The following is a 12100-nucleotide window of genomic DNA, read 5'->3' on the forward strand; positions in this document are numbered from 1 at the left end:
TAGCGCGACTTGCGCGCGCGGGTCCATCCTGTACAAGCGGCGCCGAAAGCGAACAGAGCCGGACCCCCACCATGACCGCCATCGTCAATATCGTCGGCCGCGAAATTCTGGACAGCCGCGGCAATCCCACCGTCGAAGTGGATGTGCTGCTCGAGGACGGCTCGTTCGGCCGCGCCGCGGTTCCATCCGGCGCCTCGACCGGGGCGCATGAGGCGGTCGAACTGCGCGACGGCGACAAGTCGCGCTATCTCGGCAAGGGCGTGACCAAGGCGGTCGACGCGGTCGAAGGCGAGATTTTCGATGCCATCGGCGGTATGGACGCCGAGGACCAGGTGCTGATCGACGACACCATGATCGCACTCGACGGCACTCCCAACAAGGCGCGGCTCGGCGCCAATGCGCTGCTCGGCGTGTCGCTTGCGACCGCAAAGGCCGCGGCGGAGGCAAGCGGCCTGCCGCTCTATCGCTATGTCGGCGGCACCTCGGCGCGCACGCTCCCCGTTCCGATGATGAATATCGTCAATGGCGGCGCGCATGCCGACAACCCGATCGACTTCCAGGAATTCATGGTGATGCCGGTCGGCGCGTCCTCGTTCGCGGAAGGCCTGCGCATGGGCGCGGAGATTTTCCACACGCTGAAAGCCGCGCTGAAGGCCGCCGGCCACAACACCAATGTCGGCGACGAGGGCGGCTTTGCGCCCAACCTGCCGAGCGCCGAAGCAGCACTCGACTTCGTCATGCAGGCTGTGAGCAACGCCGGCTTCAAGGCCGGTGACGACGTGCTGCTCGCGCTCGATTGCGCCTCGACCGAATTCTTCAAGAACGGCGCCTATCATTATGAAGGGGAGGGCAAGACCCGTTCGATCCAGCAGCAGGTCGATTATCTCGCCGAGCTTGTCTCCAAATATCCGATCGCCTCGATCGAGGACGGCATGGCCGAGGACGATTTCGAGGGCTGGAGGCTTCTGACCAAAGCCATCGGCGACAAGTGCCAGCTGGTCGGCGACGATCTGTTCGTGACCAACGTCAACCGTCTCGCCGAGGGCATCAAGACTGGGATGGGCAATTCGATCCTGGTCAAGGTCAACCAGATCGGCACGCTGACCGAAACGCTCGCTGCGGTCGAGATGGCGCACAAGGCGGCGTACACCGCGGTGATGTCGCATCGCTCCGGCGAGACCGAGGATTCCACCATCGTCGATCTCGCGGTCGCCACCAATTGCGGGCAGATCAAGACCGGCTCCCTGGCGCGCTCCGATCGCACCGCGAAGTACAATCAGTTGCTGCGTATCGAGCAGGAGCTGGGCGCGCAGGCGATCTATCCGGGGCGAGCGGCGCTGAGGGGTTAGGCTCAAGAGGCGTCCATCGCTTGGCTCCGCGGCCAACAGCGGCCGAATCCGAATCCAATTAATCCGCCCTTAACATCACCCGCGCATCTTGCCGCGATGGTCTCCCGCAGACGCGCACGCGGCATTCTGACGGCGCTCGGCCTCTACATCGTGGCCGGCGCGCTGATCGGCTATTTCGGCTTCCACGCCTTCAACGGGCAGCGGGGGTTGCATGCGCGTCATCTGATCGACCAGCAGATGGTGGAACTGACCGGCGAACTGGAACGGCTCAAGGCGGAGCGCAATCTCTGGGAGCGCAAGGTGGCCTTGCTGCGGCCCGAGAAGATCGATCCGGACATGCTGGATGAGCAGGCGCGGCTGCAGCTCAACTTTGCCCAGCCCAATGAGCTGGTTTTCATGGTCAAGCGCCGGTAACGCGCGAGAGCGGCAGAATTTCCCGTTGCGCCTCAGGCATTTCGCCGCAATCCGCATTGCGCACAGGGCATGGCGCGCGCTTTAATCCGGGAACGAATTCAGGTAAGTGAGGGGCGACACAGCCCACAACGCGGCGCGCAGGGAGCGTCAGGGAATTCCATATGGCCGTAGCCAAGAAGACGCCAACGTCCACCCCGGCCGACAGCGCGGCCACTCGCGCCGAATTCACCAAGGAACAGGAGCTTTCGGCCTATCGCGAGATGTTGCTGATCCGGCGGTTCGAGGAAAAGGCCGGCCAGATGTACGGCATGGGCCTGATCGGCGGCTTCTGTCATCTGTATATCGGCCAGGAAGCGGTCGTGATCGGCATGCAGATGGCCCTGAAGGACGGCGACCAGGTCATCACCGGATACCGCGACCATGGCCACATGCTGGCCTGCGGGATGGAAGCCAAGGGCGTGATGGCCGAGCTCACCGGACGCCGCGGCGGCTATTCCAAAGGCAAGGGCGGCTCCATGCACATGTTTTCGGTGGAGAAAGGCTTCTTCGGCGGTCACGGCATCGTCGGCGCGCAGGTCTCGCTCGGCACCGGCCTGGCCTTCGCCAACCGCTATCGCGAGAACGACCATGTCTGCCTGACGTATTTCGGCGACGGCGCGGCCAACCAGGGCCAGGTCTATGAAAGCTTCAACATGGCGGAGCTGTGGAAGCTGCCGGTGATCTACATCATCGAGAACAACCGCTATGCGATGGGCACCTCGGTGCAGCGGTCCTCGGCGCAGCAGGATTTCAGTAAGCGCGGCGCCTCGTTCAACATCCCGGGCGAGCAGGTCGACGGCATGGATGTGCGCGCGGTGAAGGCGGCCGGCGACAAGGCCGTCGCCTGGTGTCGTGAGGGCAATGGCCCTTACATTCTGGAGATGCAGACCTACCGCTATCGCGGCCATTCGATGTCGGACCCGGCGAAATACCGCACCCGCGACGAGGTGGAGAAGGTGCGCTCCGAGCAGGACCCGATCGAACAGGTGCGCCAGCGTCTGCTCGGCAACAAATGGGCGAGCGAGGACGAGTTGAAGAAGATCGACGCCGAGGTGCGCGGCATCGTCAACGAGGCGGCCGAGTTCGCCACCGTCGATCCCGAGCCCGATCCGTCGGAACTTTATACCGACGTGCTGCGGGCTTAAGCCCGTGGCTGTCTGCTCCATGACAACGGTCGCCGCCATTGCGGCAGCCGCGTTCGTTGCGACCGGCCTGCTTCAGGCCGGACACTAGTCGAGGATTTCATGCCCACCGAAGTGCTGATGCCCGCGCTGTCGCCCACGATGGAGAAGGGCAACCTTGCCAAATGGCTCAAGAAGGAGGGCGATGCGGTCAAGTCCGGCGATGTGATCGCGGAAATCGAGACCGACAAGGCCACCATGGAAGTGGAAGCCGTCGACGAGGGTACGCTCGGCAAGATCCTGGTGCCAGAAGGTACCGCCGATGTGGCGGTGAATACGCCCATCGCGGTCTTGCTGGGCGACGGCGAGGACGCCTCCGCGATCAAGGCCGGGGCACCGGCGCCCGCCAAAACCGATCGCGCGGCAAGCGAGGAGTTCGAGGAATCGAAGGCGCCCGACGCGCCCGATTCCGAACAGCCGCAGGAGAAGGGCGAGCCGGTATCCGCGGTCGCCGCTCCGCCGAAACCGCAGGAAGCGCCCGAGCCCGACGTGCCGGAAGGCACCGAGATGGTCACGCAGACCGTGCGCGAAGCCTTGCGCGACGCGATGGCCGAGGAAATGCGTCGTGACGAGAAAGTCTTCGTCATGGGCGAGGAGGTCGCCGAATATCAGGGCGCCTACAAGGTCACGCAGGGGCTGCTGCAGGAATTCGGCGCGCGGCGCGTGGTCGATACACCGATCACCGAGCATGGCTTCGCCGGACTTGGCGTCGGCGCCGCGCTCGCGGGACTGAAACCCATCGTCGAATTCATGACCTTCAATTTCTCGATGCAGGCGATCGATCAGATCATCAATTCCGCGGCCAAGACGCTTTATATGTCGGGCGGACAGATGGGCGCCTCGATCGTGTTCCGCGGACCGAATGGCGCCGCGGCGCGCGTCGCCGCCCAGCACAGCCAGGACTTCTCGGCCTGGTATTCGCACATCCCGGGTCTGATCGTGCTCGCGCCATATACCGCGGCCGATGCCAAGGGGCTGCTGAAGTCCGCGATCCGCAATCCCAATCCGGTGATCTTCCTCGAGAACGAAATCCTCTACGGCCAGTCCTTCCCGGTGCCGAAGCTCGACGACTATCTGGTGCCGATCGGCAAGGCCAAGGTGGTGCGGCCGGGCAATCACGTCACCATCGTGTCGTTCTCGATCGGCATGACCTACGCGCTGAAGGCGGCCGAGGAACTCGCCAAGAAGCACATTTATGCCGAGGTGATCGACCTGCGCACGCTGCGTCCGCTCGACGACGCGACCATCATCGAATCGGTGAAGAAGACCGGGCGCCTGATCACGGTGGAAGAGGGCTGGCCGCAGAATGGCATCGGTGCGGAAATTTCCGCGCGGGTGATGGAGCAGGCGTTCGACTATCTCGATGCGCCGGTGATGCGCATCACCGGCAAGGATGTGCCGATGCCGTATGCCGCGAATCTCGAAAAGCTTGCGCTCCCGTCGGTCGCAGAGATCGTCGATGCGGCCAAAGCCGTGACCTATCGCTAAGCGGAGCAACGCGATGCCGATCGACATCCGAATGCCCGCGCTCTCTCCGACGATGGAGAAGGGCAACCTTGCCAAGTGGCTGAAGAAGGAAGGCGACACGGTCAAGTCGGGCGACGTCATTGCGGAAATCGAGACCGACAAGGCGACCATGGAAGTGGAAGCCGTCGACGAGGGCACGCTGGCGAAAATCCTGGTCGCCGAAGGCACCGCCGATGTGCCGGTCAATGAGGTGATCGCGGTGCTGGCCGGCGACGGCGAGGATGTGAAGGCCGCGGCATCGGGCGCGAAATCAGCCCCGGCTGCCGCACCCAAATCCGAAGCCAAGTCCGAGACAAAGTCCGAAACAAAGGCCGAAGACAAGCCAAAGCCGGCGCCAACAGCGCCCGCCGCTGCGCCGAAGCCGGCTGCACCGCAAGCGCAACCGGCCAAGGCAAACGGGCAGGGCGCGCGCATCTTTTCCTCGCCGCTGGCACGCAGGCTGGCGAAGGACGCGGGCCTCGACATCGCGCGCATTAAAGGCAGCGGCCCGCATGGCCGCGTGATCGCGCGCGACATCGATGCGGCGAAGTCCGGCAAGGGCATGAAAGCCGCGCCCGCGGCCGCGCCAGCCAGCGCCGCGACATCAGGAGCGGCGGCAACTCCTGCGATGAGCGATCAGCAGATCCTCGGTCTGTACGAGCAGGGCTCTTACGAAAGCGTCCCGCATGACGGCATGCGCCGCACCATTGCGCAGCGCCTGACCGCGGCGACCAATTCGATGCCGACCTTCTACCTGACGGTGGACTGCGATCTCGGCAAGCTCTCCGCCGCGCGCGAAGAGATCAACGCCGCCGCCGGCAAGAATGCAGAAGGCAAGCCGGTCTACAAGCTCTCGGTCAACGACTTCGTCATAAAGGCGATGGCATTGGCGCTGCAGAAAATTCCGGAAGCCAACGTGTCCTGGACGGAAGCGGCGATGCTCCGTCACAAGCATTCCGACATCGGCGTGGCCGTGGCGCTACCCTTCGGGCTAATCACGCCGATCATCCGGCAGGCCGAACTCAAGACGCTGTCCGCGATCTCCAACGAGATGAAGGACCTCGCCGGGCGCGCCAAAGCCAAGAAGCTCAAGCCGAACGAATACCAGGGCGGCTCGTCCTCGGTGTCGAATCTCGGCATGTACGGCATCAAGGACTTCACCGCCGTGATCAACCCGCCGCAATCGTCGATCCTCGCGGTCGGCACCGGCGAGGAGCGTGCGGTGGTGCGTAACGGTCAGATCGTCGCCGCGACGATGATGAGCGTGACGCTGTCGTGCGATCACCGCGCCATCGACGGCGCGCTGGGTGCAGAGCTGGTGGTCGCATTCAAGAAGCTGATCGAGAATCCGGTGATGATGGTGGTGTGAGCATCTCCCGATAGTCACATCAACGGCCATTATCTCGACGCTTTCTCTTTAAGCACGTGCAGACAGCCGCAGGTGAGCGGCGTTGATCTGCAAATTGCAAGCGCATTTTTTTCCGGCTTTGCTTTTGTTCCTCCTTGTTCGCCGCCCGGTGAACGGATCATGATGAAGGCATAAGACATCCGGCCGTTGCAGCCGGATGCATCGGGAGCAAACGTCCAATCACAGGAGGTCACCTTGCGCACCAAGGGCGTAATCCGCGTTCGTCCGCGACATCACTCCAAGCCGAAGGTCTTGCCGCTTCTTTCGAGTCTCATAGGGCTGGCGCTGATCTGTTCGATGCCGGTCGCACCGGCGCAAGCGCAGTCCGGCTATCCCACCAAATCGATTCGTGTTGTCGTACCCTTCCCGGCGGGCGGCACGACTGACATGCTCGCGCGGCTCATCACCCAGAAAATGGGTGAGTCGATGAAGCAATCCTTCGTGGTTGAGAATGTCGGCGGTGCCGGCGGATCGATCGGCGCCGAACAGATCGCGAAGGCGGCGCCCGATGGCTATTCGCTGCTGTTTCATAATCTGACATTCTCGACAACCACGTCATCGCTGCAATATGCCGGCCGCTCGCGCCACGATATCGAGAAGGACTTCGTCCCAATCTCGATCGGCGCTTTTGTTCCCATGCTTCTGCTTGCCAATCCCTCGGTACCGGCCAAGGACCTGAAGGAGTTCGTCGCCGTTGCGAAATCCGCAAAGGACCCGATGTTCTACGGCTCCACCGGTCCGGGCAGCGTGATGAATTATTCCGGCGAGTTGCTGAAGCGCGATGCGCAGATCAAGCTTGATCATATTCCCTTCAAGGGCGCGGCGCCGCTGGTAACGGAACTCTTGTCCGGCCGCATCCAGTTCGGCGGCGATCAGCTCTCGACATCGCTGCAACACGCGAAATCAGGCTCGCTGCGCCCGCTGGCCGTGCAAAGTCCGAAGCGCTCCGCGGCACTACCTGATGTCCCTACGGTTCGCGAGCAGGGTTTCGCTTTCCTCGAAATCCAGGGATGGAACGGCTTCTTCGCCCCGGCCGGCACGCCAGATGAGATCGTTCAACGGCTGCACAAAGAAATCGTCGCGGCCGTCAACAATCCGGACGTCCGCGCCAAGATGGAGATGGTGGGAGCCGAGCCTGGAGGTTCCTCGCAGGAGGAGATGCGCAACATGCTGAAGGAGCAGATTTCAAAGGTTAAACCGGTGATCGAGGACCTGAAGCTCGTCGTGCAGTAGACCTACGGCGGCGCCGGGGCGGGTCACCCCGGCGTCAGCCCCTTGGCCTTGATCACCGCCTGCGCCTCCGGCGTGCGCAGATAATCGAGCATCGCGCGCGCGACTTCCTTCTGCTTTCCGCCGGTCAGCACGCCCATCGAGAACTGCGTCACCTGGTCGAGTTCGGCCGGCAGCGGTCCAAGCAATTCGGAGCCTTCGACCGCGATCAGTTCGGAAATCTGCTGCACCGCGATATCGGCCTCACCCGAGACGACAAGCTTCGCGGCGGGCGAGGCATTCTTCGCCTTCTTCTTCACCTCGTCGAGAATGCCGAGCTTGTTCATCGCAAACTCGAAATTGTTGCCGCTCAGGCCGCCGGCGGAATACGAAATCGCCTTGGCATCGAGCAAGGCCTTGCGCACGGCCTCCGGCGTGGAAATGTCCGGTCTCGGATTGCCGGCCTTGATCGAGAGGCCGACCTGCGCCCGCGCGATGTCGACGCGGTCGCCGGTCACCTTTCCGTCCTTGATGAGGGCGTCAATATTGCTCGCATTGGCGATAAGGAGGTCGGCAATTTCGCCGGCCTCCACCTTCTTCACGAGCTGGCCGGAGGGCGCGACGACGAGGTTCACCTTATGGCCAGTCGCTTTCTCGAAACGCGGCGCCAGTTCCAGCAGCGAGGTGCGCAGCGCCTGGGTGCAGAACAAGGTCATTTCCGCGGCGGACGCGGCTCCTGCCGGCAACATCGCAATTCCTCCAACCAGACTGCCAAGGACCATAACTGAGAGGAAACCGAAGCGCCGGCGCATGAGCATTCTCCCTCGTATTTTCTTTGCAGCCTAAACCTGCTATCCGGCGACAACAATCGATCCGGGCGGATATTCCGCCTTGCCATAATTGGATTGCCGCCCAGGCATCGGAGACCTTCGTGGCTGACACCTCCTTCGACATTATCATCATCGGTTCTGGTCCCGGCGGCTATGTCACCGCAATCCGCGCGGCGCAGCTCGGATTCAAGGTCGCGGTCGTGGAGAAGCAGTTCCTTGGCGGCATCTGCAATAACTGGGGCTGCATTCCGACCAAGGCGCTGCTGCGCTCGGCCGAAATCTACCATTACATGCAGCATGCGAAGGATTACGGGCTGTCGGCCGAGAAGGTGAGCTTCGATCCGAAGGCGGTGATCCAGCGCTCGCGCAATGTGGTGAACCGGCTGAATACCGGCGTCGGCTTCCTGTTCAAGAAGAACAAGATCACGGTGATCTGGGGCGAGGCCGCGATCGACGCGCCCGGCAAGATCACGGTGAAGGCGCACGACTCGCGGCTGGCGGTGAACGTCCCGAAGGATGCGCTCGGGCCGGGCAGCTATCAGGCCAAGCATATCATTGTCGCCACCGGGGCGCGGCCGCGCGCATTGCCGGGGCTGGAGCCCGACGGCAAGCTGGTCTGGACCTATTTCGAGGCGCTTGCGGCGTCGCCGTTTCCGAAATCGCTGCTGGTGATCGGCTCCGGCGCGATCGGCATCGAATTCGCGTCGTTCTATCGCACCATGGGCGTTGACGTGACCGTGGTGGAAGTGCTGCCGCAGATCCTGCCGGCCGAGGACGCGGAGATCGCCGGCGTTGCCCGCAAGCAATTCGAGAAGCAGGGCATCAAGATCCTGACCGGGGCGAAGGTCACCAAGCTCGACAAGAAGTCCGACAGCGTCACCGCGACCATCGACGACGGCAAGGGCGGCACGAAGACGCTCACCGTTGACCGGGTGATTTCCGCCGTCGGCGTGGTCGGCAATATCGAGAACATCGGACTGGAAAAAGTCGGCGTGAAGACCGAGCGCGGCACCATCGTGGTCGACGGCATGTGTCGCACCAATGTGCCGGGCATCTATGCCATCGGTGACGTGGCCGGCGCGCCGATGCTGGCGCACAAGGCCGAGCATGAGGGCGTGATCTGCGTCGAGGCGATCAAGGGCCTGCATCCGCATGCGATGGACAAGTCGCTCATTCCCGGCTGCACCTATTGCCATCCGCAGGTCGCGTCGGTCGGCCTCACCGAACAGGCTGCGAAGGACAAGAAGATCGATATCCGGGTCGGCCGCTTTCCGTTCATGGGCAACGGCAAGGCGGTCGCGCTCGGCGAGGATCAGGGTCTGGTCAAGGTGATCTTCAACAAGAAGACCGGCCAGCTGCTCGGCGCGCATCTGGTCGGACCGGAGGTGACCGAGCTGATCCAGGGCTTCGTGATTGCGATGAATCTCGAGACAACCGAGGAAGAGCTGTTCCACACCATCTTCCCGCATCCGACCTTGTCGGAAGCGATGAAGGAAGCGGTGCTCGATGCCTATGGGCGCGTGCTGAATATGTAGCCGCGCCCGGTCATGCGGGCGCCATAGGCGCGAGCCCGCAAGTCAGTGGCGCAAGTCAGTGGCCGTGCGACTCCGGTTTTGCATTCGCGACCGGGTCGCGATGCGAAATCTCGATCACCCGCGCGCGTTTCGCGAGCTGTTCGACCAGCGCATTGGCAACGTCGCGGTTCGGGCCGTCGAGATTGGCGTCCCATTCGTCGAGCAGGTAGATCGGCGCCTCGGTGTACGCGACGATCTCCTGCAGCGATTTGATCTGCCGCTCGCCGGATGAAAAGCCCGGCTTGCGCTTGCGCCGCTTCGGTGTCCCTTCCTCCTCGTCTTCGCCGGGCTCCGGCTCCTTGCTGGCAAACTGGAAGGCGAGGCGATCGGTTGTCGGCCAGTAATAGGCCCGGTTCCTGATCTCGGCCTTGAGCGCGGCAAGCAGCGTGGACTTGCCGGAGCCGTTGCCGCCGCGGACGTTGACGCGTCCGGTCGGTGTGCCGAGAAGGAGCCGCAGCGCCTCGTCGATCGATGACACCGCCTGGATGTCGCCGCCTTCGCGCAGCACCAGTCGCTCGAACTTGATCCGCCGGTTGAAATGCGGGTCGGGATCGGGCCGCATGTTGTCGGCTATGCCGCCGACGCGGGTCCAGGCCGCCAGCACATCGTTGAAGTCGATCGCGAGCTGATGGACCTCGTTGGTCATGTCGATCTGCCGCGGCAGGGTCGCGGCCATCGCGATCAGCAGCGCGACATTGCCGGCATCGCGGAAGGCGATATAGGCGAGCGTCGTGAACACGATGGTGAGGCCGAAAATAGCGCCGGCGGCGCTTAACCCTTCACGCGCCACGATCACCCGGATCGCCGCCTTCAGGCAGCCGCGGGCACGCTCCTTGAAGCCGGCGAACCAGAGACGCAGGTTGTAGCGGTTGCCGGAAAAGACATTGTCCCAGAGCGTGTAGCCATGCGCGGTGACGCGGTTATTCCAGCGCTGGCTGTCCAGATAGATTTCGGTGATGCGCTTGCGCACCAGAAATTGCAGCGCGATCAGCGTCGTGAACACGGTGGCATAGGCGAGGGGCAGAAGCCCGTCGATCTCCATGCCCAACACGATCGAATTGAAGATCAGCGCGAGCAGAATCTTGAGCTGGCCTTCGACCTCGTACATCAGCCGGTAGATGGTGTGGAAGGTCTCGCCGGTGAGGAACGGCTCGACCTGCTCGCGCGCATGGCGGTCGCCCAAGAGCGTCGGGTAGTGCCGGTTGTCGCGCGCGAATCGATTGATGTAGAGGCCGAAGGCCCGCATGCCGGCGCGCTCGGCATAGATCCAGCTCACGGCGCCCGCGGCATAGGACGCGCACTGGACGACCAGAATCCAGATCAGGTCGTTCACCAGGCCGTCGCCGCCATTGGCCACGTCGCGCCCGGCCTTGATCACCAGCCAGGTTGTGGCGGCCGACAGCAGCGCTTCGAATACGAGCAATATGAAGGTGACGTAGAGCGGCCAGCACAGGAAGAAGCGGACAAACTCGAGCCGGGTGAAGGGCTCGCGGATCGCGGTTTCGCGCGTCATGGAAGGGGTTCCGGCGGAAATAACAGGGGATGCTAGCTGCCTTGCGGTGAACGGTTGCAGAACGTAAGTAGAGCCGAAGGCTGATATCTGATGCCGCTCCCCCTGATTTGAGGCCCCCGGTGACGGTCGTTATCGACACCATCACGCAGCCGCGTCCGCGGCACCCGGAAAAGGCCAACCGGCCTGACAATCCGGTCGTCCGCAAGCCGGACTGGATACGCGTCAAGGCGCCGGTCTCGAAGGGCTATGCCATGACCCAGGCGATCGTCCGGGAAAACAAGCTGGTCACGGTCTGCGAGGAGGCCGGCTGCCCGAATATCGGCGAGTGCTGGGAGAAAAAGCACGCCACCTTCATGATCATGGGCGACACCTGCACCCGGGCCTGCGCCTTCTGCAACGTCAAGACCGGGCTGCCGGGCGCGCTCGACCGAGACGAACCCGGCCATGTCGGGCAGGCGGTCGCCAAGCTCGGCCTGTCGCATGTGGTGATCACCTCGGTTGACCGCGACGATCTCGCCGACGGCGGGGCGGAGCATTTCGCGCAAACCATTGCGGCGATCCGCAACGCCTGCCCGTCGACCACCATCGAAATCCTCACTCCGGACTTCCTGCGCAAGCACGGCGCGCTGGAACAGGTGGTGGCGGCGAAGCCCGACGTCTTCAACCACAATCTCGAAACCGTGCCGTCGCGCTATCTCACGGTGCGGCCCGGCGCGCGCTATTTCCACTCGATCAGGCTGTTGCAGCGCGTGAAGGAATGCGACCCGACGATCTTCACCAAGTCGGGAATCATGGTTGGGCTCGGCGAGGAGCGCAACGAGGTGCTGCAATTGATGGACGACCTGCGCAGCGCCGACGTCGATTTCCTCACCATCGGGCAATATCTGCAGCCGTCGCGCAAGCATCATCCGGTCGTGCGCTTCGTCCCGCCGGACGAATTCAAGTCCTACGAGACCATCGCCTATGCGAAGGGCTTTCTGATGGTGTCCGCATCTCCGCTGACGCGCTCGTCGCATCATGCGGGCGAGGATTTCGCGCGCCTGAAGGCTGCGCGCGACGCAAGAGCCTGAGCCGCCC

At 63.3% G+C, this 12100-nt stretch carries 11 protein-coding genes; 8 read left to right on the forward strand and 3 right to left on the reverse strand.

What is annotated here, in order from left to right; translation table 11 throughout:
* Positions 1 to 71: 71 nt before the first annotated feature.
* From eno to AC5I5I_RS06915, 5 genes are all read left to right on the forward strand, one after another.
* Positions 72 to 1349 carry a phosphopyruvate hydratase gene (gene eno / locus AC5I5I_RS06895; RefSeq protein WP_495971267.1) on the forward strand — a complete coding sequence of 426 codons (1278 nt, stop codon included), beginning with the start codon at positions 72 to 74 and terminating at the stop codon, positions 1347 to 1349.
* A gap of 96 nt (positions 1350 to 1445) precedes the next feature.
* The gene (locus AC5I5I_RS06900; protein WP_495971269.1) at positions 1446 to 1763 is read left to right on the forward strand and encodes an FtsB family cell division protein; all 318 of its coding nucleotides are present in this window, start codon (positions 1446 to 1448) and stop codon (positions 1761 to 1763) included.
* Between the two features lie 161 nt (positions 1764 to 1924).
* Positions 1925 to 2947 (forward strand): pyruvate dehydrogenase (acetyl-transferring) E1 component subunit alpha, encoded by a 1023-nt coding sequence (pdhA, locus tag AC5I5I_RS06905; protein WP_495971271.1) that lies wholly within the window; start codon positions 1925 to 1927, stop codon positions 2945 to 2947.
* 99 nt (positions 2948 to 3046) lie between these two features.
* Positions 3047 to 4471 carry a pyruvate dehydrogenase complex E1 component subunit beta gene (locus tag AC5I5I_RS06910; protein WP_495971273.1) on the forward strand — a complete coding sequence of 475 codons (1425 nt, stop codon included), beginning with the start codon at positions 3047 to 3049 and terminating at the stop codon, positions 4469 to 4471.
* Between the two features lie 13 nt (positions 4472 to 4484).
* A complete protein-coding gene (locus AC5I5I_RS06915) occupies positions 4485 to 5858 on the forward strand; it encodes a pyruvate dehydrogenase complex dihydrolipoamide acetyltransferase (RefSeq protein WP_495971275.1) in 1374 nt (457 codons plus the stop codon).
* Positions 5859 to 5887: 29 nt separating this feature from the next.
* Here the strand turns inward: AC5I5I_RS06915 and AC5I5I_RS06920 are convergent, their stop codons facing one another.
* Positions 5888 to 6100, reverse strand: a complete 213-nt coding sequence (locus tag AC5I5I_RS06920; RefSeq protein WP_495971277.1) for a hypothetical protein — start codon at positions 6098 to 6100, stop codon at positions 5888 to 5890.
* Here AC5I5I_RS06920 and AC5I5I_RS06925 point away from each other — a divergent pair.
* Positions 6093 to 7130: a Bug family tripartite tricarboxylate transporter substrate binding protein gene (locus AC5I5I_RS06925; protein ID WP_495971279.1), complete on the forward strand. Its 1038-nt coding sequence runs from the start codon at positions 6093 to 6095 to the stop codon at positions 7128 to 7130. The genes AC5I5I_RS06920 and AC5I5I_RS06925 overlap by 8 nt on opposite strands.
* A gap of 23 nt (positions 7131 to 7153) precedes the next feature.
* On the opposite strand, the gene modA is transcribed toward AC5I5I_RS06925, so the two are convergent.
* Positions 7154 to 7855: a molybdate ABC transporter substrate-binding protein gene (modA, locus tag AC5I5I_RS06930; RefSeq protein WP_495971281.1), complete on the reverse strand. Its 702-nt coding sequence runs from the start codon at positions 7853 to 7855 to the stop codon at positions 7154 to 7156.
* Positions 7856 to 8037: 182 nt separating this feature from the next.
* On the opposite strand from modA, the gene lpdA reads away from it, so the two are divergent.
* Positions 8038 to 9471 carry a dihydrolipoyl dehydrogenase gene (gene lpdA / locus AC5I5I_RS06935; RefSeq protein ID WP_495971283.1) on the forward strand — a complete coding sequence of 478 codons (1434 nt, stop codon included), beginning with the start codon at positions 8038 to 8040 and terminating at the stop codon, positions 9469 to 9471.
* Between the two features lie 55 nt (positions 9472 to 9526).
* Here the strand turns inward: lpdA and AC5I5I_RS06940 are convergent, their stop codons facing one another.
* Positions 9527 to 11023 (reverse strand): hypothetical protein, encoded by a 1497-nt coding sequence (locus AC5I5I_RS06940; RefSeq protein ID WP_495971285.1) that lies wholly within the window; start codon positions 11021 to 11023, stop codon positions 9527 to 9529.
* A gap of 119 nt (positions 11024 to 11142) precedes the next feature.
* Between AC5I5I_RS06940 and lipA the strand changes: the two genes are divergently transcribed.
* Positions 11143 to 12093 (forward strand): lipoyl synthase, encoded by a 951-nt coding sequence (lipA, locus tag AC5I5I_RS06945; RefSeq protein WP_495971287.1) that lies wholly within the window; start codon positions 11143 to 11145, stop codon positions 12091 to 12093.
* Positions 12094 to 12100 lie beyond the last annotated feature (7 nt).

The organism is Pseudorhodoplanes sp. (assembly GCF_059499825.1).

Excerpts from the sequence above, each read along its gene's own strand:
- eno (WP_495971267.1), top strand. The coding sequence starts at position 72 with ATGACCGCCATCGTCAATATCGTCGGCCGCGAAATTCTGGACAGCCGC.
- AC5I5I_RS06900 (WP_495971269.1), top strand. The coding sequence starts at position 1,446 with ATGGTCTCCCGCAGACGCGCACGCGGCATTCTGACGGCGCTCGGCCTC.
- pdhA (WP_495971271.1), top strand. The coding sequence starts at position 1,925 with ATGGCCGTAGCCAAGAAGACGCCAACGTCCACCCCGGCCGACAGCGCG.
- AC5I5I_RS06910 (WP_495971273.1), top strand. The coding sequence starts at position 3,047 with ATGCCCACCGAAGTGCTGATGCCCGCGCTGTCGCCCACGATGGAGAAG.
- AC5I5I_RS06915 (WP_495971275.1), top strand. The coding sequence starts at position 4,485 with ATGCCGATCGACATCCGAATGCCCGCGCTCTCTCCGACGATGGAGAAG.
- modA (WP_495971281.1), bottom strand. The coding sequence starts at position 7,855 with ATGTTGCCGGCAGGAGCCGCGTCCGCCGCGGAAATGACCTTGTTCTGC.
- AC5I5I_RS06940 (WP_495971285.1), bottom strand. The coding sequence starts at position 11,023 with ATGACGCGCGAAACCGCGATCCGCGAGCCCTTCACCCGGCTCGAGTTT.